Annotated in this window: 16 protein-coding genes and 1 pseudogene; 6 read left to right on the forward strand and 11 right to left on the reverse strand. The window is 28.0% G+C overall.

The window, feature by feature from the left end:
* Window positions 1-524: 524 nt before the first annotated feature.
* The 8 genes and pseudogenes from cls to CRV11_RS00880 form a co-directional block, all read right to left on the reverse strand.
* Window positions 525-1,984, reverse strand: a pseudogene (gene cls, locus CRV11_RS00845) (cardiolipin synthase).
* A 456-nt stretch (window positions 1,985-2,440) separates the two neighbouring features.
* Complete coding sequence (locus CRV11_RS00850) at window positions 2,441-3,187, reverse strand: YciC family protein (protein ID WP_136131448.1); 747 nt, start codon at window positions 3,185-3,187, stop codon at window positions 2,441-2,443.
* Between the two features lie 77 nt (window positions 3,188-3,264).
* A complete protein-coding gene (trpA, locus tag CRV11_RS00855; RefSeq protein ID WP_136131449.1) occupies window positions 3,265-4,077 on the reverse strand; it encodes a tryptophan synthase subunit alpha in 813 nt (270 codons plus the stop codon).
* Window positions 4,078-4,086: 9 nt separating this feature from the next.
* Window positions 4,087-5,271, reverse strand: a complete 1,185-nt coding sequence (gene trpB, locus CRV11_RS00860) for a tryptophan synthase subunit beta (RefSeq protein ID WP_136131450.1) — start codon at window positions 5,269-5,271, stop codon at window positions 4,087-4,089.
* Window positions 5,272-5,307: 36 nt separating this feature from the next.
* The gene (gene trpCF / locus CRV11_RS00865; protein WP_136131451.1) at window positions 5,308-6,675 is read right to left on the reverse strand and encodes a bifunctional indole-3-glycerol-phosphate synthase TrpC/phosphoribosylanthranilate isomerase TrpF; all 1,368 of its coding nucleotides are present in this window, start codon (window positions 6,673-6,675) and stop codon (window positions 5,308-5,310) included.
* Window positions 6,676-6,677: 2 nt separating this feature from the next.
* Window positions 6,678-7,679 (reverse strand): anthranilate phosphoribosyltransferase, encoded by a 1,002-nt coding sequence (gene trpD, locus CRV11_RS03745; RefSeq protein ID WP_136131452.1) that lies wholly within the window; start codon window positions 7,677-7,679, stop codon window positions 6,678-6,680.
* Window positions 7,680-7,681: 2 nt separating this feature from the next.
* The gene (locus CRV11_RS03750) at window positions 7,682-8,263 is read right to left on the reverse strand and encodes a glutamine amidotransferase-related protein (RefSeq protein WP_136131453.1); all 582 of its coding nucleotides are present in this window, start codon (window positions 8,261-8,263) and stop codon (window positions 7,682-7,684) included.
* Window positions 8,263-9,822, reverse strand: a complete 1,560-nt coding sequence (locus CRV11_RS00880) for an anthranilate synthase component 1 (RefSeq protein WP_136131454.1) — start codon at window positions 9,820-9,822, stop codon at window positions 8,263-8,265. Before CRV11_RS00880 ends, CRV11_RS03750 begins: the two co-directional genes overlap by 1 nt.
* Window positions 9,823-10,591: 769 nt before the next feature.
* Between CRV11_RS00880 and sohB the strand changes: the two genes are divergently transcribed.
* The 4 genes from sohB (at window position 10,592) to acnA (ending at window position 18,588) form a co-directional block, all read left to right on the forward strand.
* Window positions 10,592-11,635, forward strand: a complete 1,044-nt coding sequence (gene sohB / locus CRV11_RS00885; RefSeq protein ID WP_136131455.1) for a protease SohB — start codon at window positions 10,592-10,594, stop codon at window positions 11,633-11,635.
* 293 nt (window positions 11,636-11,928) lie between these two features.
* Entirely contained in the window at window positions 11,929-14,529 is a 2,601-nt protein-coding gene (gene topA / locus CRV11_RS00890) for a type I DNA topoisomerase (protein ID WP_136131456.1), read from the forward strand.
* 197 nt (window positions 14,530-14,726) lie between these two features.
* Window positions 14,727-15,701: an HTH-type transcriptional regulator CysB gene (gene cysB / locus CRV11_RS00895; RefSeq protein WP_136131457.1), complete on the forward strand. Its 975-nt coding sequence runs from the start codon at window positions 14,727-14,729 to the stop codon at window positions 15,699-15,701.
* A gap of 229 nt (window positions 15,702-15,930) precedes the next feature.
* Complete coding sequence (gene acnA, locus CRV11_RS00900) at window positions 15,931-18,588, forward strand: aconitate hydratase AcnA (RefSeq protein ID WP_136131458.1); 2,658 nt, start codon at window positions 15,931-15,933, stop codon at window positions 18,586-18,588.
* A gap of 23 nt (window positions 18,589-18,611) precedes the next feature.
* Here the strand turns inward: acnA and ribA are convergent, their stop codons facing one another.
* On the reverse strand, window positions 18,612-19,202 hold the full coding sequence (gene ribA / locus CRV11_RS00905) for a GTP cyclohydrolase II (protein WP_136131459.1): 591 nt from the start codon (window positions 19,200-19,202) through the stop codon (window positions 18,612-18,614).
* Between the two features lie 206 nt (window positions 19,203-19,408).
* Here ribA and CRV11_RS00910 point away from each other — a divergent pair, with 206 nt between their 5' ends.
* A complete protein-coding gene (locus tag CRV11_RS00910; protein ID WP_136131460.1) occupies window positions 19,409-20,137 on the forward strand; it encodes a phosphatase PAP2 family protein in 729 nt (242 codons plus the stop codon).
* A 179-nt stretch (window positions 20,138-20,316) separates the two neighbouring features.
* Complete coding sequence (gene pyrF, locus CRV11_RS00915; RefSeq protein ID WP_136131461.1) at window positions 20,317-21,033, forward strand: orotidine-5'-phosphate decarboxylase; 717 nt, start codon at window positions 20,317-20,319, stop codon at window positions 21,031-21,033.
* Between the two features lie 20 nt (window positions 21,034-21,053).
* Here the strand turns inward: pyrF and CRV11_RS00920 are convergent, their stop codons facing one another.
* Window positions 21,054-22,988, reverse strand: a complete 1,935-nt coding sequence (locus CRV11_RS00920; RefSeq protein WP_136131462.1) for an exoribonuclease II — start codon at window positions 22,986-22,988, stop codon at window positions 21,054-21,056.
* A gap of 82 nt (window positions 22,989-23,070) precedes the next feature.
* Window positions 23,071-25,353, reverse strand: coding sequence for an FdhF/YdeP family oxidoreductase (locus CRV11_RS00925; protein ID WP_136131463.1), 2,283 nt, complete (start codon window positions 25,351-25,353; stop codon window positions 23,071-23,073).
* Window positions 25,354-25,434: the final 81 nt, after the last annotated feature.

Raw genomic sequence — 25,434 nt, forward strand, 5'->3', positions numbered from 1 at the left:
TATGTATAATAAATGTTATTACATAATTGATATAAAAATATTATCGTTAATTTCATCATATTTTATTATGAATAATTTAACATATTAACGTTTCCATAAATAAAAAATACATTTGTTATATTTAATAATAAACCATAATATATCATAAAGAATAAGTAATTACTTATAATTGTTTATTTTATAGTAACTAATATGTAGCAAATATAATTAAGATAATTATTTATTATCAAGCAGATTTATTATAAATTTGCTTGATTGCTCAATCATGTATTATTAAATATAATAAATACTTGTTAAAATATATCCAAACTCAAATTAGTAATAATGTGTAGTATTTAAGTCAAATTATCTTAAAACAATTTAAATAAATATTATTGATTGATGAAATTAATTATTATTTTAAATTTATTTGTAATAATAATTATCTTGATAATTATTGTATAATTACTTTAATACTATCTGATAATAATAATTAGAGTTATTATAAGAACATGTTCGTTATTATTAAATCAATAATATGTTATTTATAACAAGGGGCTAAACAAATAAAACATCATTTCTAAAAACTTTTTCCAAAATGCACGTTTTGACCAAATTTGCTTGTCTATCAAACGAGAATTAGCAATATACTTATCTTGTAAGCAAGATACATTTTTACTAAAACTATAATCATCTACAATTAAAGTTATTTCAAAATTAAGCCATATACTTCTCATATCTAAATTAAACGTTCCTAAAAGCGTTAATTGTTTGTCTACTAATACACTTTTAGTATGTAGCAATCCTCCTTCGAATTGATAAATATTTACACCTGCTTCTAATAATTCACTGAAAAAAGCGCGACTAGCCCAGCTAACTAATATAGAATCATTGTAAAGAGGAAGTACAATAGCAACATTGACACCTCTTAATGCTGCTGTACAAATCGCACGCAATAAATCTTCGCTAGGAATAAAATAGGGTGTAGTCATAATCAAATGTTCTCGAGCAGAATAGACAGCTGTTAAAAGCAATTGATGCATCATATCTTTAGGAAAAACAGGACCAGAAGCAACTACATGTGCAATACAAGAATTTTTTTCATTTAATGTTGTTTTTTTATTTGTTTTGTAAAATGATGAAATACGATTTCCGGTTTCTATTTCCCAATCACTGTTGAATATAATACTGATTAATGCAGAAACAGGACCTTCTATACGCACCATTAAATCAATCCACTTTCCAACACCGATATGCTGTTTAAAGAAACAAGGATCAACTAAATTCATACTACCAGTATAAGCAGTATAATTGTCTATTAATACCAATTTGCGATGTTGACGAAGATCCATTCTACGTAAAAAACACTGTAATATATTTATTTTTAAAGCTTCTATTACCTCAATACCTGCATTACGCATTTTTTTTGCCCAGTGACTATGAAAAAATGATATACTTCCTGCTGAATCTAATATAAGTCGACATTTTACCCCTCGATAAGATGCTTTAATTAATGATTCAGCTACTTCATCAGCTAATCCACCTGGATGCCATATATAAAATATCATCTTTATATTATGACGTGCAATTTTAATATCGTTAATTAATGATTTTATAGCATCATTAGCATCAGATATTAATTGTATATTGTTACCTTTAATACCAGGGATACCTTGTCTTTCGCTACATAATTGAAATAAAGAATGTGCTGCATTGCTATGTGCTGTAGTGAAAATTTCTCCATGTTTTTTTAGTTTTTTAAGAAAATCATTTGTATGAATCCACGTAGAACGTGTTCTTTTAATTCTGATTCTTTCCAGATACAATTCACCAAACGACAAATAGGTGATTATACCTAATACAGGAAGAACATAAATAGCTAGCAACCAAGCCATTGATAAGTTAACTTCTTGGCGTCTCATTAATATACGGAATGTAATATTAGCTACTAATAACCAGTAAATACACAGAAAAAAAAATCTATAATATTATAGAAACTAATCATTAATTTAATATCCTATTAATACTGTAATTTATAAGATATAATTTATAAATATTTATTAGCAACAGTATACTTCAGAGTACAAAACTAATTATCATCAATCTATAATTAGTTTTAATACTGAAATTTGCGATTTGAATAAATTTTTAGATTACAAATATAAAAACATAAATATTATTTATTAGTCAATATTGATTAAAGCTGTAATAATAATAAATTTCATATAATATAACAATTATTATTCTTATGTTTTATTAAAATCAAAATTAAATAAAATCATTAAAATAATCAGAAACACAGAAAGTAATTATAATACATATATTGTGCAATATTTTCCGCACAAATATTGTTTTAATAAAGTAATTCATTATTAATTGATTTATTACAAAATATAATATATCACTAATCGGTGGTATTACTCTACTATAAATCTATTAATTAAATAGGTATAGAATCTATTTATTCAATATGATTTAACAAAATGTAAAATCTATAAAAATAAATAATCAAAAATGCTAAAACAAGATTATTACAAAAAAGAAATAAAAATGGGATAATATTTTTTGAAAAAACTGTCATAGGAGAGAAAAACATAACAAGAATAATTTTAGTTAAAAACCAAAAAGTAATTGCAGGAGCAATTATGTTTATATTTTTTAATACTATACATATGCTATGTTTTATAGATGTATAAATATCTACTCTATCATGAACCAATATTATAGGAGCAATTGATAATAAAGCAGTTAGTAAAATTCCTGGAAAAACTAAAATTAAAAAACCAATTTGAATGATTAAATTTAATATTAATACTAATATTGTCAATTTTGGTAATATTATAATAATTTTATGAATAGCTGCCAACAAAGTAGTTGTTTTTTTTTCAGATACAGCAGCAATTAGATATAATATACTCCCTAATAATATAGAATTACCTGTTAATACAGCAATACTAATGAATATAAAAGTAGCTATTAGTTTATATTTTTGTTCAGTTGATTGACTATTTATATTATTTAAAGATGAAGATTTACTTATATTATCATGCTCAGAAAACGTTAATTGTTTTTTACCAAAATGAGCAAAAAAATGTACCATAATAGTAGTAGTTGATGTAGCTAATATAGCAATAAATATTAAATTAAATAATTGATTTCGAAAAAAACACTTGCTTTCACAGTATAATGATTTTGCCGTGATATGCATAAAAATCCCTTATTATTTTAGATACTAATCTTTGATCATGTTTGTTGGCAATTTCTTTTATAAAGATCATGCAAGTATTAACAAAATTTAATGCTAGCAGATTTAAATTTAGTTGCCATAATTTTTATCTCTCTGAGCATTATATCAATTGTATTAAAATAATCTTCGATAATTTTTATTAATGCGGAACCAACAATTATACCATCAATTCCTGAAGCAATAATTTGTTTTACTTGATTATCATCATAGATACCAAATCCCTGTATCAATGGGGAAGATTTATATGAATGTAATTTATCTATCACTATTTTAGGGGTTAAATTAGCTGGTTTTTCAATACCAGTTACTCCTGTACGTGATAATAAATAAATATATCCATAACTTTGTGTTGCAATCTTATATAACAGGTCATCACTAGGATTTGGCGGACAAATAAATATTTGATCTATACCATGATATAATGCTGTTTCTCTAAAGGGTTTAGATTCTTCTATAGGTAAATCAGCAATTAATATGGAATCCACACCCAATTTAGAGCAATTAATATAAAAATTTTCGATTCCTCTAGAGAAAACAAGATTAGCATATATTAATAAACCTATAGGTAATTGGAAATATTTATGCCGTATTTTGGAAATCATTTCAAAGCATTGTATAACAGTATTACCTGCGTTTAATGCTCGAAAATTAGAATTTTGAATAATAGGACCATCAGCTAGCGGATCTGAAAAAGGTATTCCTAATTCTAAAGCATCTGCTCCAGCTAAAATCAATGTATCTATAATTTTTAATGATATTTCTGGAGTTGGATCTCCTAACACGATAAAAGGCAAGAATGCTCCTTGCTTATTATTTTTTAGTTTGTTAAAAAGTTGTTTATAACGTTTCATTATATATCCTTATGGAATTGTACTAGATCGATTTTTGACAACAGAAATATCCTTATCACCTCTACCAGAAAGATTTACTACTAAAAGTTGTTCTTTTTGCGGGTTTAAAGTAATAAGTTTCAATGCATATGCTAAAGCATGTGATGATTCTAGAGCAGGAATAATTCCTTCTAAGGTACATAATTTTTTAAACGCTACTAATGCTTCCTGATCCGTAATAGATACATAATTGGCACGTCCTATGCTATTTAAATATGCAAGTTCAGGACCCACCGCTGGAAAATCTAAACCTGCAGAAATAGAATAAGATTGTTTTATTTGTCCTTCATCAGTCTGCATTATAGGTGATTTCATACCGAAGTATATGCCTGTTCTCCCATGTTTTAATGCTGCACCATGTTTACCCGATTTAATACCTTGACCAGCGGGTTCAACACCAATTAATTCTACATGTTTATCTTTAATAAAATCTGAAAAAATACCTATTGCATTTGATCCACCACCTACACATGCAATAATTTTATCTGGCAATCGATTCTTTTTCTTCAAAATTTGTTCTTTGGCTTCTTTACCAATTATACTCTGAAATTCGCGAACTATGGTTGGGAACGGATGGGGACCTGCAGCCGTACCAATTATATAGTGTGTGTCATGGTAACTATCAGTCCATTCACGTAATACCTCATTACAGGCATCCTTTAGGGTTGCAGAACCATTGTGAACTGGAATGACCTTGGCTCCCATAAGATGCATTCGCGTTACATTAGGTTGTTGACGTTCTATATCCTTAGAACCCATATAAATACAACACTGCATATCTAGTAATGCACATGTTAATGCTACTGATACACCATGTTGTCCAGCACCAGTTTCTGCAATAATTCTAGTTTTACCCATACGTTTAGCTAATAAACCTTGACCCAAAACTTGATTGGTTTTGTGAGCTCCTCCATGTAACAAATCCTCACGTTTTAAATATAGACACGTTTTTGTGCCTTTTGTTAAATTTTTACATAATGTTAATGGAGTAGGACGACCAGCATAACTTTTTAGCAACTCATCAAACTCAAATTTAAAATTATCATCATGGTCTGCATCAATAAATGCTTTCTCGAGTTGTAAAAGCGCTGACATTAATATTTGGGGTATATACATACCTCCAAATTCACCAAAATAAGGATTCAATAAAGTCATTGTTATATATCCTTTGAAATCAATGTAATATTAAAACTAATAATCACGAAGTATTTTAAATATGGATTGAATTTTATTTACATCTTTGATACCAGGTGCACTTTCAACACCTGAATTAAAATCAAGCCCTGAACAACCTATTTTAGATGCTACCATACAATTACTAATATTTAGTCCTCCGGCTAACATTACATTGTTAAGTTCTTGATCTTTTAATAAATTCCAATTAAATTTTTTTCCTGAACCACCATGTTCATTATCAAACAAGTATAAATCAACCCCTGATAAATCACGTTTAGGAATTTTATCCGATATACTTAGTGCTTTCCATATTTGTGTATCAGAAGGCAAATAATGACGTAATTTAACAATGAAATCTTGATTTTCGTCTCCATTTAACTGAATAGCTGCTAGACCTAATTTATTAGTATCTTCTACGATTTCATTAATTTTAGCATTCTTATATACTCCTACATATTGAAGAGGTGGGGTATGAGTAATAATTCTTTTTGCTTGTATAGAGTTAATCTTACGGGGAGAACCATCAACGAAAATTAATCCGCCAAAAATAGCACCAGCATTATATGCTGCATATGCGTCTTCAGAACGAGAAAGCCCACAAATCTTATTGTTACCTAATAACATCCGACGTACTGCTAGTTCTAAGTTATCTTCTTCCATCAGCTTAGAACCAATTAAAAATCCATTAACTAAATGGCTGAATTTTCTAATATTAGAATAGCTATCTATACCAGATTCACTAATGACTATTATCTCGCTATTTGATATGGATGCAACTAATTCACGTGTGCGTTCTAAATCAACTGATAAATCTTGGAAACTGCGATTATTAATACCTATTACTTTAGCTTTTAGAGCAATAGCACGTTCAATTTCTTTCTGATTGCTTACTTCTGTTAAGATTCCCATATTTAATTCATTAGCAATGGCTGCAAATTGACAATATTTTTCATCATCTAAAATTGATAACATTAGCAAAACAGCATCTGCATAATAATTACGTGCTAAATAAATTTGATAAGGATCAATAATAAAATCTTTACAAAGAACTGGTTGTTTAATTACAGAACTAACTACTGAAAGGAAAGAAAAATCTCCTTGAAAATATTTTTCATCAGTTAAAACAGAAACTACTGATGCATAATGTCTATAAATTCTGGCTATTTTTAAAGGATTAAAACCTTTCCTAATTAATCCTTTAGATGGAGATGCTTTTTTACACTCAAGAATAAATTTGGTGTTTGTACCTTTTAGTGCATCATAAAAATTACGAATCGAAGATTTAATTTTTTTTTGGAAACTGCTAATTGGTTGTTTTTTTTTACGAGTTTCAATCCAAACAATTTTGTCTTGAATAATTTTATTTAACACAGTACCTTGCATAGTTATCCTCTTGATGCTAAAGCTAATAAAAGTTTATATACTTGACCACTATGGATTATATTGAGTGCATGTTGTGCATTATCACGTAAATTTTCATATCCAAAAATTTTAAGTAGCAGAGCTACATTAGCTGCTATAGTTTCTTCATGTAACGTATTACCATAACCTTTGATTAATTTTATAAAACTATTGCAGCTTTCTTCTATTGAATTTACAGTTAATGCTTTTATATTTGAATGATACTTAAATCCAAAATCTTTGGCGGTTAAATGATATAATGTGATTTTACCATTTTGCAATTCAGCAACATGATTTATATCATGTAATATTACCTCATCCATTCCTCCTCCATGAACTACTATTGCGCGTTTATATTCCAGAACTTTCAATATATTAATCACTGGTAATAAAAGTTTTGGGCTATATACACCGACAACAGATAAAGGTGGTCTAGCAGGATTAACTAATGGTCCTAATATATTAAATATGGTACGGGTTTTTAGCTGTTGACGTACTTCAATTGCATGGTAAAAGCCAGTATGATATATTGGTGCAAATATAAAACATATATTTAATTCATCCAGGATTTTACGTGCATTATCTGGTGTAATATTTAAATTAATTCCTAAGGATGTTAATGTTTCAGATGATCCAAAGTTATTTGCATTACCTTTACTGCCATGTTTTACTATTTTTAAACCACAAGAAGCAGCTACTAAAGCACTAGCTGTAGAAATATTTAAACTTCGGCTTAGATCTCCACCTGTTCCTACTATATCTGCAAAAATATATTTTGGGCGAGGGAATGGTTTAGCATTATCTAATAAAGCTTTTACTGCTCCAAGAATTTCTTCTTGACTTTCTCCTCTTGTTTTCATTGCTATTAAAGCCGCTGTTAGTTGGATTGAACTAAGCTGACCATTAATAATATTTTCAAACAACTGATAACTTTCTAATTTAGTAAGAATTTTTGATTGATATAATTTTTCTAAAATAACATTCATGTCTATTTATCTAACGCCCAATTTATTGTTTGTTTAATTAATAGTGATCCTTGTACAGTTAATATAGACTCAGGATGAAATTGAAACCCACATACTTTGTTTGTATTATGTCTTACTGCCATCACAATATTTCCATATTTAGCATTTATATTAAGACATACTGGGATATTATTCCCTATAAGAGAATGATAACGCGCTACTAACATTGGAGTGCTAATATTTCTAAACATAGCTTTACTATCATGATCTATTAAAGAAGTTTTTCCATGTAAAATTTCCCCAGATTGACAAACATTACCACCATAAAATTCTATGATAGCTTGATGACCTAGACAAATACCTATAATTGGTATATGTTCAGAAAATATTCTGATTATTTCTAACATGCATCCAGAATCTCTAGGAGATCCAGGACCAGCTGATAAAACAATGATTTGACTTTTTGTGTTTTTAATCTTCTTGATTAAGAAATCAACAGGAATATTATTCCTATAAACACATACATCATGATTAAAGATTCTTAATTGCTCAACAAAGTTATACGTAAAGGAATCAATATTATCAATAAGCATAATATTAGCCATTAGAAAACTTCCTTACAGCTATGTGCAGTTGCAATGGCATTTAATACTGCTCTAGCTTTATTACGACTTTCATCTGCTTCTTCTTGTGGGTTGGAATCTAATACTATACCCGCTCCAGCTTGAACTGTAGCAATTCCATTTTTAACATAAGCAGAACGAATCACTATACATGTATCTAGATCTCCTTGTGGTGTCAAATATCCTACGGAACCACCATAGCTACCTCTTCTTTCTCCCTCTACAGATGCTATTATTTGCATAGCACGTACTTTGGGTGCCCCGCTGAGAGTACCCATATTAAGACAAGCTCGATATGCATGTAATGCATCTAGATCTGATCGAAGCACACCAATCACTCGAGAAACTAAATGCATTACATAAGCATAACGATCAACTTTAATCAAATTAGCTACATGTCTGGTACCGGGTGTACATATTCTAGCTAAATCACTGCGTGCTAAATCAACTAACATAAGATGTTCTGATAGTTCTTTGTGATTTGTTCGCATTTCAAGTTCAATCCTATTATCGAGATCCATATCTAAAGATCCATCGGCAAAACGACCCCTAGGACGTGTTCCTGCTATCGGATATATTTCAATTTGACGCGAAGTAGCATCATATTTAAGTGAACTTTCAGGCGAAGCACCAAATAATGAAAAATCTTTATCTTGCATAAAAAACATATAAGGACTTAAATTGTTCTTTTTAAGAGTATTATATGCATTTAATGGAGAAGGACATGGTAAATAAAAACGCCTTGATGGTACCACTTGAAATATTTCTCCCAAGCGTATTGATTTTTGCATTTTTCTAATGATCCTACAATAGGATTTGTCATCATGGTTCATAGTAAGTTGCATATCCCTGATTTTTTTTGCAGGTAATTTTGGAAATTTTCCTAACATTTTTTTTTGCAATTTATGTATACGAAATTTTAATTTTTGAAATTCATCTTTAGAATTACAAAAGATACTTCCTCGTAAACAAGCAGTTTTTTTCTGATGATCTAATATTAATAGTACTTCAGATAAATAAAAACAATAATCTGGACAATTATGTTCATTGTTAATTTTAGGTAATTTTTCAAAATTTGAAACTACATCATAAGCAAATAAACCTCCAAGTAAAAATGCTTCTTTTTTGTCTGAAGAAAATTTTATTAATTGTAAAATTGTTCTAAGTGGATCAAATATTGATGAGTTTTTTAAACGACTATCTTCATCTTGTATCTTGTCATTGACTGAAAATATTAAAATACGTTCATTGATCTTAACACCGTTTTTTATATTAGGTAATATATTATCTAGTAATGATAGTAAAGTAAGACCATTATTTGATAAAGCTTGTAGATAAACATAGTTGTCTATTGCTATAATACGTAATGCACTATCTACAATTAACAAGCTCTTTAGATTTTGTTTGTTATCTATGTTTGCAGATTCAAGTAATAAAGTTGACGGTCTTGATCCGCAAAGTTGATGAAACAACATTCCTGGATTATCATGATATGGTACATTAATGTTTATCGTTTTTACTTCAAGTTTATCATTTGACATAATAATTTTCTCTTAATTATATTTAAATAACTTACTTATAATATAGGGAGTTTAGAAAAAAATATTATTATATTTAAATGGTTTTAATAAATAGATTGTTTTTTGTTATTACATAAAAAACACACATATCGTATATTTAAGATAAATTATTAATATAATCAAATAGAATTATAATTTTTTGCAATTTAATATATATAATTATATGTATAGTAATAATATTTTTTATATACTTACTTAAATAAATCATGTGATATTGAAGAGTAATTAATGCTTAATTTTAAACTAAAATATCAATATTAGCTAATGAATAACATATTAAATAACATGTTTTACTTAATATTAAGTGATAGTTCAGTTATTATATTGCTATATATAATAATTAATTATACAAATTATATAATTTAGTAAATTATTTCATAATCAAAATTTTATTTAATGAAATTAAAATTGTAATCATATTGTATAATCCACTAGATAACTTATACAAAAAAATGTAGAATTCATACAATGTATAAATCTATATATTAATTAGACATTAACACAACATTTATTGTATATATAATTAAGTTGATTTTGATAAACAATATTGTTATATGCATAATTCATTATAACTATTTGATATATAATTGTTTATTAATAATTTTTATAATTAAAAAGAATATTAATTATTGTATAATGCAGTAATATTTTAATTATTTATAGTTTGCAGATAGAACTAACATGACTACTTTTAATTTTTCTTAAAATTTATATTCAATGGGTTATAAAAATGAATTTTTTATTAAATTATGGGCTTTTCTTAATAAAATTTATAACAATAATAATGGTGATTTCCACAGTTATATTAGTTTTTATCAGTGGAAATTTAAAGAAAAAAAATCTTGGGAAACTTCAAATAACAAATTTAAGTGAAGATTATGACCAAATAAAAAAAGATCTACAATTAGCCAAAATTCCCCTACAAGAAAAAAAAACATGGCTAAAAAATGACAAAAAAGAGAAAAAGAAAAAATTAAAAACAGAAAAGTTATTAATGAAAAAAGGTGAAGTTAAAAGCACAAAACCAACTTTGTATGTGATTGATTTCAAAGGTAGTATTGATGCTAAAGAAGTAGATTCATTAAGAAGAGAAGTATCTGCAATATTATCCGTCAACCAAGCTAATGATGAAATTTTAATTCGTTTAGAAAGCTGTGGAGGGGTGGTTAATGGTTATGGTTTAGCGGCTTCTCAAATAAAACGTATGAGAGATCGCGGATTACATATTACTGTGGCTGTAGATAAAGTAGCTGCTAGTGGAGGCTATATGATGGCTTGTGTGGCTAATCATATCGTGGCTGCTCCATTTTCTATTGTTGGTTCAATAGGGGTTATAGCACAAATACCTAATTTCAATCGTTTATTGAAAAACAATAATATTGATGTAGAAATGCATACAGCAGGAAAGTATAAAAGAACCCTAACTTTACTCGGAGAAAATACAGAAGAAGGTCGTGAAAAATTTAAAGAAGAACTAAATCAAACACATCTACTATTTAAGAACTTTGTACATAAAATGCGCCCAAATGTAAATATTGATAGTATATCCACAGGAGAGTATTGGTATGGTGATAATGCATTACAATTAGGATTAATTGATGAATTAGGTACCAGTGACGATTTTATTATTAAATATATGAACAAATTTAATATAATAAGTATAAGTTATATCAAAAAACGTGGAAAAATATTTGATTACTTAGCAGATAGTACAAACAAAATACTATATTCTTATTTATTGGATCTTTGGATTAATTTTAAAAAAAAATCTTAATAATAACTATCTTAAATATTCGTTATATTATAACTTAATGAGTTAACTAATCAGTATATTATTTAATAATTATATTGTTTTTTAATTAATATAATATATATCAACTATACAGATTAACTGAAATTATGTTTATTATCTTAAACAACAATAAGTTATATACTATCTTAATTTTATCTTAATTTATAAGTTTAAAACCTTACTTCGTAGTCTTTTTATCTTTTGCCTTAACATAAATATAAAATAATTATAATATGTATTCAAGTTAGAAAATAAAATTTTAGGTGTTAGTCAATATGAGTAAGATACTTGTTATTGTTGAATCACCAGCTAAAGCTAAAACAATTAATCAATATCTTGATAAGAATTACATAGTAAAATCTAGTGTTGGTCATATTAGAGATTTACCAAAAAGTAATCATTCTATTTCAAAGAAACATAAAATAATTTCGAATGATGAAAAAACAAACCATATACACAAGAAGGATAAAAAATTATCTCTTATAAAACGTATGGGTATTGATCCTTATAATAATTGGAAAGCAAATTATCAAGTTATTCCTGGAAAAGAAAAAATTGTTGCAGAATTAAAAATATTAGCTAAACAAGTTGATCACATTTATCTTGCAACTGATCTTGATCGTGAAGGTGAAGCTATTGCTTGGCATCTTCAAAAAATCATTGGTGGAAACAATGATCGTTTTAGCCGTATCATATTTAATGAAATTACAGAAAAAAAAATCTTAAAAGCATTTAAACATCCTGTTAAATTAAATATTAATAAAGTTAATGCCCAACAAACACGTCGTTTTATGGATCGAATTGTAGGATATATGGTCTCTCCATTATTATGGAAAAAGATTGCAAGGGGATTATCTGCTGGAAGAGTACAATCTGTAGCTGTTAGATTAATAGCAGAAAGAGAACAAAAAATAAAAGCTTTTATTCCAAAGGAATATTGGAAATTACAAGCCAACTTTAATACTGCTAAAAATGAAGAATTTCAAATGGAAATCACTCATTTTAATAAAGAAATTTTGAATTTTTCCAATGAAAATGATGTACTACAGCATATTAAATTATTAAAACAATTAACTTATAAAATCACAAATAGTGAAACAAAAATAATTAATATAAAACCACCAGCTCCTTATATTACATCAACTCTTCAACAAGCAGCTAATATAGCTCTAGGTTTTAGTGTGAAAAAAACCATGATGATTGCGCAACGCTTATATGAAGCAGGTTATATTACTTATATGCGTACAGATTCAACTAATATAAGTCAAGAAGCTTTAAAAAATGTCAGGAATTACATTATAAAAAAATTTGGAAATCAATATATTCCCAAATTTCCTATAATTTATAACAAACAAAATTCTCAAGAAGCTCACGAAGCAATCAGACCATCTAATGTCATATTATCATCAGAAAGTTTAAAAGGAGCGATGGAATTAGATGCTAGAAAATTATATGAGTTAATTTGGTCCCAATTTTTAGCTTGTCAAATGCCAGAAGCAAAATATGAATTAACTATCCTAACAGCTAAAGCTGGTGAATATCAATTAAAATCGTCAGGAAAAATTCTAAAATTTGATGGTTGGCATAAAATACTACCAAATAAAAGATATAAGAATCATAGATTATTTGATGTCAATATTGGAGATAATATTTACCTAAAAAATTTAAATCCTAGTCAACATTTTACTAAACCATTATCTCGTTTCACTGAAGCTTTATTAGTAAAAGAACTTGAGAAAATGGGAATAGGTCGTCCTTCTACCTATTCTTCAATTATTTCTACTATTCAAGAACGAGGATATATACGTATTGAAAATCATCGATTTTATATCGAAAAAATAGGAGAAATTGTTACTGATTGTTTAAAGAGCAATTTTAGTGAATTAATGAGTTATAATTTTACAGCTCATATGGAAAACAACCTTGATAAGATTGCTAATAACCAAGCTGAATGGAAACAAGTTCTCAATATTTTTTTTGATAATTTTATTAAACAGCTAATTGAAGCTGAAAAACAACCCAAAGAAGGTGGTATGCAATTGAATAAAATGGTATTAGTTTCACTTAATTGTTCAATTTGTAATCGTAGAATGGGTATTCGTAATGGTAGTACGGGAGTTTTTTTAGGATGTTCAGGTTATGCTTTAAAAGCAAAAGATCGCTGCAAGAAAACCATTAATTTAATTATGGAAAATGAAATAAATAATGTTTTTTTAAATAATCAATATAATAATAATATCAATTATATTATTACAAATAAACATTGTCAAAAGTGTAATACAATTATGGATAATTATATAACTATTGATAGTAAATACAAATTTTATATTTGCGGAAATAACCCAAGATGCGATGGATATGAAATCGAAAAAGGTCAATTTTATATTCAAGAAAACAACTATTCAAATGTTAATTGTGATAAATGTCACATAAAAATGGAGTTTAAAATAGGACGTTTTGGTAAATATTTGAGATGTATAAATTGCAACAATGCTCGGAAAATTTTAAAAGATGGAAATGTTGCAGCACCTACTGAAAATCCCGTACCTTTTCCTGAATTGCTCTGTGAAAAATCACATGATTATTTTGTGTTACGTAATAGTTCTGCAGGTATATTTTTTTCAGCAAGTACCTTCCCTAAATTGCGTGAAACTAGATCACCTTTAGTAGAAGAACTGAAACGTTTTAGAGATCGTTTGCCTAACAATTTATTATATCTTACTGAAGCTCCATCTACTGATCCAGAAGGAAACAAGACCATAATAAAATATAGTAGGAATAAGAAACAACAATACATAGTTTCTATAAAAAAAGGTAAAAAAACTAACTGGATTGCTTTTTATACAAATGGCAAATGGCAAGAAACCAAAAATTAATTACTTCAATACCAAAATAAACACCAATATAAATTTTATATTGTCAAACATATAAATATGTTAAGTGTCTACATCTAAAATAATATATTAATTTTTATATTATTTCTAACAAATATTATTTTTTTAATTTATATCAGGTAATAATATATCAATAATGAATATCACTCTATTCTATAGATTACTGGGATAAACTAATTATGAAATTACAGCAGCTCCGATATATCGTCGAGGTAGTTAATCACAACCTTAATGTTTCTTCGACTGCAGAAGGACTCTATACATCTCAACCTGGTATTAGTAAACAAGTACGTATGTTGGAAGATGAATTAGGAGTGCAAATTTTTGCACGTAGTGGTAAACATTTAACTAAAGTTACTTTTGCCGGAGAAGAAATAATACGTATAGCTCGTGAGATATTATCGAAAGTTGATGCAATCAAATCGGTTGCAGGTGAATATACTTGGCCTGATAAGGGATCTTTATATATAGCCACTACCCACACACAAGCACGTTATGCTTTACCCATGGTAATAAAAGGCTTTATAGAACGTTATCCGTTTGTCTCATTACATATGCACCAAGGTTCACCAACACAGATTGTAGAAGCAGTATCAAAAGGAACTGCTGATTTTGCTATTGCTACTGAAGCATTGCATCTATATGAAGATCTAGTGATGTTACCATGTTATCACTGGAATAGAGCTATTATAGTCACCGCAAAGCATCCTTTAGCGGCAAAAAAAGAAATAACTGTTGGTGAATTAGCTGAATTTCCATTAGTAACATATACATTTGGTTTTACTGGTCGTTCGGAATTAGATATTGCATTTAAACGCATAGGGTTAGTTCCACGTATTGTTTTTACTGCTACCGATGCTGATGTTATTAAAACATATGTGAGATTGGGATTAGGAGTAGGTGTTATTGCGAGTATGGCTGTAGATCCAATATCAGATTCAGATTTAATAAGAATAGAAGCTTCTAAAATTTTTACGAATAGCACTACAAAGATAGGTTTCCGTCGTAGTACTTTTTTACGAAGTTATATGTATGATTTTATTCAACGTTTTGCTCCTCATTTAACTAGAGATGTAGTAGACACAGCAGTGTCTTTACGTTCTAATGAGGATATTGAAGTTATGTTAAACAATAAAATCTTGCCTTTTAAATAATACAAAGTTCTATTAGCTTGTATTAATATTGCTAAAACTAAATTAGTTTGTAATATTAATTGAATCAATATTTATAACTAGCTTTTTGTATAAAAAGCTAGTTATATTTATCAATAATTACAGTTATTGTCTTTAAATAAAGAAATAAATAATTATTAATTATAGGTTATTTTAATATACATCTTGTAATATTTAAAAATTAATTATTATAAGTTCTAAGGAGTAATCTATGTCATTAAACATAAGAGAAGATAGTCAGGAAATATTGTTTGTAGGTAAAAAAAAATACCATGTTTTTAGTTTATCATTCATTTCAAAATATTTTGGAAACATTGAAAAATTACCAAAATCATTGAAAATAATTTTAGAAAACGTATTACGTAGAAAAGATAATACAGCTAAATTAGAAGATATACAGGCATTAATTGATTGGCAAAATAATGGTCATATTGAATATGAAATTGATTACTATCCAGTGAGGATTTTAATGCAAGATTTTACTGGAGTTCCAGCTATTATAGATTTAGCTACTATGCGTGAAATAGTACAAAAACTAGGTGGTAATGCAAATACAATCAATCCATCAATACCTGTTGATTTAATAATTGATCACTCTATTACAGTGGATTATTTTGGTACTAAAGATGCTCTTAAAAAAAATACTCAATTAGAAATGGATCGTAATTATGAGCGTTATAAATTTTTACGTTGGGGTCAAAAAACTTTTAATAATTTTCGTGTAGTACCACCAGGAACAGGAATTTGTCATCAAGTGAATCTTGAATATTTAGGGAAAATAATTTGGGATGATATAACAAGTGAAAAACATTTTGCATGGCCAGATACAGTAATAGGGACAGATTCACATACTACTATGATTAATGCTCTAGGTATATTAGGTTGGGGAATGGGTGGCATTGAAGCTGAAGCCGCAATGTTAGGTCAACCAATATCAATGCTTATTCCAGATGTAGTAGGATTTAAACTTACTGGAAAGCTTTGTTCTGGAGTTAATGCAACTGATCTGGTGTTAACCATAACACAAATCCTTAGAAAACATGGAGTAGTAAATAAATTTGTTGAATTTTATGGCGATGGGTTGGAAAATCTATCCTTAGCTGATCGTGGAACTATAGCTAATATGGCTCCTGAATATGGAGCTACATGTGGTTTTTTTCCAGTCGATCAAATTACTCTTGACTATATGAAACTAACTGGACGAGATACAAAACATATTTTATTAGTAGAAAAATATACAAAAAAACAAGGCATGTGGCGTTATAGTGGAGATGAACCCATTTTCACTAACACATTAACATTAGACATGAGTGAAATCAGGTCAAGTATAGCTGGTCCAAAACGTCCTCAAGATTGTATTTTAATCAAACATATTAATTCATCAGCAAATCAAGCCAAAGATAAATCTGTTAACTATATAAATTATCTAGATAATGATACTGGATTAAATTATGTTTTACAAGATGGTGCAGTAGTTATTAGTGCTATTACATCTTGTACAAACACCTCTAATCCAAATGTTCTAATAGCAGCAGCATTATTAGCGAAAAAAGCAATCAAATTGGGATTAAAACAAAAACCTTGGGTTAAAACTTCATTAGCTCCTGGATCAAAAGTAGTATCTGTTTATCTTAATCAATTAAATCTTTTAACCTATTTTGAACAATTAGGTTTTAACATAGTGGGTTATGGATGCATGACGTGTATTGGTAATTCAGGGCCATTAAATAAAGATATTGAATTAGCAATTATAAAAAATAATTTAACTGTAAATGCAGTCTTATCAGGTAATAGAAATTTTGAGGGCAGAATTCATCCATTAGTAAAAGAAAATTGGTTGGCTTCTCCTCCTTTAGTTATAGCTTATGCAATCGCTGGAACTATGAAAATTAATTTAAAAATAGATGCTATTGGTAAAGATTATCATGGAAATAATATTTTTTTAAAAGATATTTGGCCATCTAATGAAGAAATAGCTTCTGTTGTACAGAAAATAAAAAGCAAATTATTTTATCAGGCATACAAAAAAATATTTTTAGGCAGCCAAGAATGGAAAAATATTAAAGTAAATAATAGTGTTACTTACGAATGGAATAGTTTATCTACTTATATTCAACCATCTCCATTTTTTGAAAACATGAAAATAAAACCAAATCAGATAGATGATATTATAAATGCAAAAATATTAGCGATATTTGGAGATTCAATTACTACTGATCATATTTCACCTGCTGGTAAAATTGATCCTAATAGCCCTGCAGGTTTTTATCTTACTTCTAATGCTGTAGAAATTAAAAATTTTAATTCTTACGGTTCACGCCGTGGTAATCATGAAGTTATGGTAAGAGGAACTTTTTCCAATATAAGAATTAAGAATGAAATACTACCTGATAAGGAAGGAGGTTATACTAAATATTTTCCTAAGAGAGAACTAATGACTATTTATGATGCTGCTATGAAGTATAAACAATATGATATTCCTTTAGTATTAATTGCAGGAAAAGAATATGGATCAGGATCAAGTAGAGATTGGGCGGCGAAAGGACCTTATTTACAAGGTATAAGAGTAGTCATTGCAGAATCTTTTGAAAGAATTCACCGTTCTAATTTAATTGGGATGGGAATTTTACCTCTAATATTTACAGAAAATTTAAATAGAAAAAAATTACGAATAACTGGTGCAGAATTAATTGATATTAAAAATTTATCCCAATTAAAACCTAAATGTACAGTAAAAGTAATAATAAAAAGAAATAATGAAAAAAAAGAAATATTTAACGCATATTGTTGTATTTATACTAACAATGAACTTAATTATTATAATCATGGGGGAATTTTAAAATATACAATAAGGAACATGATTAGTTGATTAGAAAATATATAAATTTATATTTATTTGGGAAATAAATGTCCCATTTTTTTTGCTTTTGTATCGAGGTAACAAGCGTTTTGGGGATTTCTACCAACAACTAAAGGTATTCTTTCAACAATTTTTATTCCTAATTTTGTCAAAATTTCTACTTTACTAGGGTTGTTGGTTAGTAATCTTATTTCATGTACACCTAATAATTTAAGCATATCCGCACAAACTGTAAAATCTCTTTCATCAGCGTTAAAACCAAGATGATAATTAGCTTCTACAGTGTCATATCCTTGATCTTGTAATGCATATGCAAGAATTTTATTTAATAGACCAATATTACGACCTTCTTGACGATGATATAATAAAACACCTGTATTTTCTACAGCGATTGCATTTAATGCTGCTTCCAATTGAAAACCACAATCACAACGAAGACTAAAGAGTGCATCTCCAGTTAAACATTCTGAATGTACTCTAGCAAGTACTGGATTTTTATTATTAATCGTACCAAATACTAATGCAATATGATTATTGCCTGTTAATAATTCTTCAAAACCTACTATAAGAAAATTTCCCCATATTGTTGGTAGCTTGGCTTCTGCTACTCTTTTAAGTTGCATATGGCTCTCCAAAACCTTAGAAAATATCATACTAATATAATAATTTATGTGATATCTTACTATATATAATGTACTAATACAGATAAATTATACTAATGATAAGGAAAAATTATATTAGTATTTATTAAAATAATATAATCTTTAATAAATAATTGTTTTTTTGTTCTTTTGCAATTAATTTAATTATCCAGTTTGTAGGTAAAAAGGTGTTTAAAATTATACGCCATACTGCTATAGCAATTTCCCTGGTATTAACGATACCACTAATATTTTGGTTATTAGGATGCTATTGGGATCCTTATACAACAACAGATCTTAAATTAAAATTAATATTTATCTTAATGCAGACTGCTACTAACCCTTGGGTAATACTTACTCACATAATGTTAAATTGTTGCATATTTGGATGTTTATACTTTAATAAGACAAAAATTACAGTACAGTTGTTTTTAATATTAAATATTGTAATTATTACAGGTCAACCTATTAAATATTTCATAAAAAACAAAACTCAAGAACCTCGTCCTTATATAATATGGTTGAAACATAAATATGGGTTGAATATTAATAAATATTATCAATTAACAAATAAAGAACGTAAAATAACAATAGCAAATTTGATTGATCATGATCAAAATGTACCTTCATGGCTTAAACAGCATTGGATTAAAGAAACAAGTTTTGCTTTTCCATCAGGGCATACGATATTTACCAATAGTTGGATGTTTTTAATAATTTATTTATTATGGCCTTATCGTTACTATAAAACAATTATAATTGTATCCGTTTGGAGTTATATAATTACATTAAGCAGATTATTGTTTGGCATGCATTGGATCCAAGATATAATAGCTTCTATTATATTATCTTGGATTTTAGTAACTATAGCTATTATTTTGATAGATTATTTTTCATTAGTAAAAATAAATAGATGATAAACAAGAAATGTTATAATATGCTATCAATTTTTTAATTTGCACTATGTTGATAGATTTAATTTCTATAATCAAATAAAATTTCAATTTAATATCAAAAATTAAACAATAAATCATGATATGTTATTAAAAACGATCATTTAACTAACAATCACAAAATACAATATAATTACTACAATATGATTATATCTAAACATTTATCACAAAAATTAATTTTGGCTCTTAATTTTAATAGCCTAAAAAAAACATTCAAATTAATTGATCAAATAAACCCTAGTAGTTGTTACCTAAAAATAGGGAAGGAAATGTTTACATTATTTGGTCCCTATTTGATAAAAGAACTTCATAAAAGACATTTTTCTGTTTTTTTAGATCTCAAATTTCATGATATTCCCAATACCACCGCTTATGCTATATCTGCTGCAGCAGATCTTGGCGTTTGGATGCTTAATGTTCATGCTAGCGGTGGAATACGTATGATGTTAGCTGCAAAAAAAGCACTATTACCTTTAGGAAAGGATGCTCCATTTTTAGTTGCTGTTACTATTCTAACAAGCATGGATAAAGAGGATTTAGAAAGTTTAGGTATTTTTTCTTCTCCTGCTGAACAAGCTGAACGTTTATTAAAGATATCACAGGAATGTGGAATGGACGGAGTAGTATGTTCTGTGCATGAAGCAACACGTTTTAGGCAAATTACTAATAAAAACTTTATATTAGTAACACCTGGTATTCGTGCAATAGGTAGCAGTGTTGATGATCAACGTCGCACAATGACCCTACAACAAGCAAAAATAGCTGGAGTTAATTATGTAGTAATAGGAAGACCAATTACCCAATCTGAAACACCAATCAATACTTTACAAAAAGTTTTAGATATTTTAAATAATGTATAATTTTAATTATTATAAAATTTTCAATTAACTGGACGAGCAACTATAATGCGTTTTTCCAGACAAACTTTAGTTATAAAAACATCAATAATATCAGTAATACGATATAAAATTTTACCTCTTGCTGTTAATGTTCCGTTATCTTGATTGCAAATTAATTCATTACGTAGTACATGGATAAAAATTGAAGGAATAAATGCTATGGCTCCATTATCTAAAAGTCTAACTCTCATCCCGTTCTTAGAAATATAAATTACTTCAGTAGTAAATATATGTTCAGCATCGATAAATTTTGAAAGATAACAAGCATATAACCAATCTTCAATATCTTTTTCTGCTATGCGATTTAATCTTTTTCTTTCACTAATCTTAATTATTAATGCATTATCAGGACATGAAATTTTATTACCAAGAATTATAGCTTTTAGTAATCTATGATTTATCATATCGCTAAATTTACGAATAGGTGAAGTCCAAGTAGCATAATTTTCAAGACCCAAACCAAAATGAGGACCGGGTTTATTGCTTATTGAAGCAAAAGATTGGAAACGTCTTAATCTATTATTTAGAAATTGAGTGGGCTGAGAATCTAATTGACGACGCAATAACTTAAAACCATCTAAAGTTGAAATACTTTTAGCATCCACTATAATACCATGATTAGCTAAAACTGCAATAACTTGTTCAATACTTTTAGAATCAAAACCCAAATGGATATTATAAATACCAAAACCTAGTTTTTCACGCAAAATTTTACCAGCACAGACATTAGCTAGAATCATAGATTCCTCAACAATATGATTTGCAATACGACGTGTTTCAGCAATAATTTTCAATACGTCTCCTTTATCTCCAATTAAAAACCGATAATCTGGTCGGTCTTTGAATAATAAAGCATAAGTTTTTCTCCATCTATTACGTATCAAATATAAACGATATAACAATCTAAGTTGTTTTTCAATTTTGATATCTGTAGGTTTCCATGCCCCAATGTTTTCTAACCAATCGGAAACATCATTGTAAACTAATTTAGCTTTAGATTTTATCCAGGCAGCAAAAAAATCAACATTTATCAAATGACCTTCATTAGTAACTGTAACACTACAAGCTAGCACAGGACGACGACTATTTGGACGCAAAGAGCAAAGATCATCAGATAATTTACGGGGTAACATGGGCACATTAAATCCCGGTAAATAATTAGTAAACCCTCGTTCAGACGCCATAATATCCAGTTTACTACCTTCTTGAATATAAGAAGTAGGATCAGCAATAGCAATAATCATATATAAATTACCATTAGGCAGTTCTTTTACATATAATGCATCATCCATATCTTCAGTACTGATGCTGTCAATTGTAATAAAATCTAACTCAGCTAAATCTTTACGATCTAATTGTTCATCTAACATGGTGATACCCACCAAATTAATATTTGGCGCTTCACGTTCTAAATTATAACGAGATAAAGTAACCCACCATGGAGCATGTTTGTCTTTAGATTTTACTATAAAATCAACAATTTCAGCGTGAAAACCGCAATGATCTTTTAATGGATGTTTACACATTTTAGCTATAGCCCAATCACCATTTTGAAATTCATAATTTAAATTTTTTATGTTATTACAAGGAATTGTTTTATTTAAAAAATGGTTATCTGGAATTATTGAAACACAATTGTTTTTTTTATATATACGTCCTACAAAGCGATTTAAAAATGGTTCAATTAACTTTTTAGGAGTTACAGTTTCTTTATCTTTATTACTAACAATTGCAATTATTCTGTCACCATGCATGACTTTTTTCATTTGATTTGGATGAATAAAATAGCTTTTGTTTGAGTTAACCTCTAAATAACCAAAACCTTTTTCTTTGCGCTTTACAATGCCTTCAACAAAACTATTTTGCAATTTTAATTTTTTCTTAAGTTGTATAAGTATTGGATTTTTCTGAAACATAATTTTAACTATTGTAAAAAACAAATTTATATTTTATTTCTTTTACAAAGATATTAATAATCATATTGTTATATGTGTAATTTTATTTAGATAATTTTAATCTAACTGGAATAGATTTATAAGTTGGAGTATAACTATAATCACCGAAACTATTTATAGGTATTAATACATTAGTTTCTGGATAATAAGCTGCTAAATTTTTACTAGGAATATTATAAGGAACTAATTTAAAATTCTTAATGGAACGAATTATACCATCATCCCATATAGTTTCTATATCCACATATTGACCATCTTTAAATTCTAATTCATTAATATCATTATGATTAATGAATAGCACATTTCTTTGTCCATATACACCTCGATAACGGTCATCCAAACCATAAATTGTAGTATTATATTGATCGTGAGCACGTAATGTTTGCAAAGTAAAATATTCAACATCACTTTTTAGATTAGCAAACATTGAATTAGGCAAAGGTGACCTACTAAATTGTGCCTTTTTTGATTCAGTATCAAAAATATTTTTTGATGCTGAATTAATCAAATGAAAACCTTTTAAAGTATTACATTTTTTAGTTAATTTTTTAAAACCTGGAATAACATCAGCAATTTGTTTGCGAATTAAATTATAATCAGTTGCAAGATCATTCCATTTTATTTTTTTATCACCTAATGTTTTATAAGCTATACCAGTTATAATTGCAATTTCTGAACGCTGTTTTTTAGATAGAGGTTTAGATTTTCCCTGTGAGGCATGTACCATACCAAATGTATCTTCTACAGTAATATATTGATTGCCATTAATAGTTTGATCTATTTCTGTGCGTCCAATCGTTGGTAATATTAAGGATTCATGTCCAGTTACTAAATGACTACGATTTAATTTAGTACTAATATAAACTGTTAGATCACATCTTGAAAGAGCTTTTTTAGTACGTACATAATCTGGAGCTGCTGCAACTAAATTACCTCCTAATGAAATAAACACTCTAATATGACCGTTTATCATTGCATTTAAAGCTTGAATAGTATTATGACCTTTTAATCTTGAAGGTTCAAATTTAAAATATTGTTTTAATTTATCTAGAAATACACTATCAGGTTGTTCGTTAATGCCCATAGTGCGATTACCTTGAACGTTACTATGACCGCGTACTGGACATAACCCTGCTCCTCTTTTTCCTATATTACCAAATAATAGTTGTAAATTAACTATTTCTCTCACAGTATTAACAGAATGTTTGTGTTGTGTTATTCCCATTCCCCAAGTACAAATTACTCTTTTTGCAGTTTGATAAAAAGATGCAGCTTCACAAATTTGTTTTTTCGTTAAGCCTGATTGTTTTATAATTTGGTCCCAACTAGTGTTTGCTACTTCTTGAAAATATTCTACTATCCCATGTGTTTTATTTATGATAAATTTACAGTCGAAAATATCATTTTTTCCCGATGATTTATGTATGAGATGTTGTTCGAATAAATATTTCACAATACCTCGTACTACTGCCATATCACCTCCTAAATTTGGTTGATAATATGCAGAATTTACAGTCTTTTCCATTGGAGTAATAATTTCAATAGGTTTTTTAGGATTAGTAAATCTCTCTAAACCACGTTCTCTTAATGTATTAAAAACAATTATTTTAGCTCCTCTATTTAATGCTCGACGTAAGCTATGTAACATTCTAGGATGGTTAGTACCAGGATTTTGTCCAAATACAAAAATAGCATCAGCGTAATCAAAATCTTCCAAATGAACAGTACCTTTAACTACCCCTATACTATGTTTGAGTCCTATACCGCTAGCTTCATGACACATATTAGAACAATCTGGAAAATTATTTGTACCTATCAAACGACCAAACAATTGATAGATCCAAGCTGCTTCGTTACTAGCTCGTCCTGATGTGTATAGTTCTATTTGATTAGGATGATCCATCTTGTTAATGTGTTTAGCAATTAGTTTAAAAGCATTATTCCAGCTAATTGGTTCATAATAATTATTCTTACCATTATGATATAATGGCTCTATTAAGCGACCTTGATATTCCAAGAAATAATCATCTTTTTTATATAAAAAATCAATGTTATTTTTAGAAAAAAAATTTCTATCAATGGTGCGATTTGTAGATTCCCAAGCTACTGCTTTTGCTCCGTTTTCACAAAAATCAAAAATGCTTTTATTATCATTACCCCAAGCACATCCTGGGCAATCGAATCCATCATTTTTATTTATATTTAGCAAATTGCGTATGCTCTTTAGGCTAGCTTGACTATCAAAAATAAAACGAGCTGTAGATTCTATAGAATCCCATCCACCAGCTGCTAAATTATAAGGTTTGATCTTTTTTTTAAATTTCATATAGAAAATAATTTATATATTATTAAAGAAATTTTAATAAATTAGAATTAATTTATTAAAGTTAACATAAAAACATAAAAG

It is taken from the genome of Candidatus Pantoea edessiphila (genome assembly GCF_002933335.1).
Classification (GTDB): domain Bacteria; phylum Pseudomonadota; class Gammaproteobacteria; order Enterobacterales; family Enterobacteriaceae; genus Pantoea_C.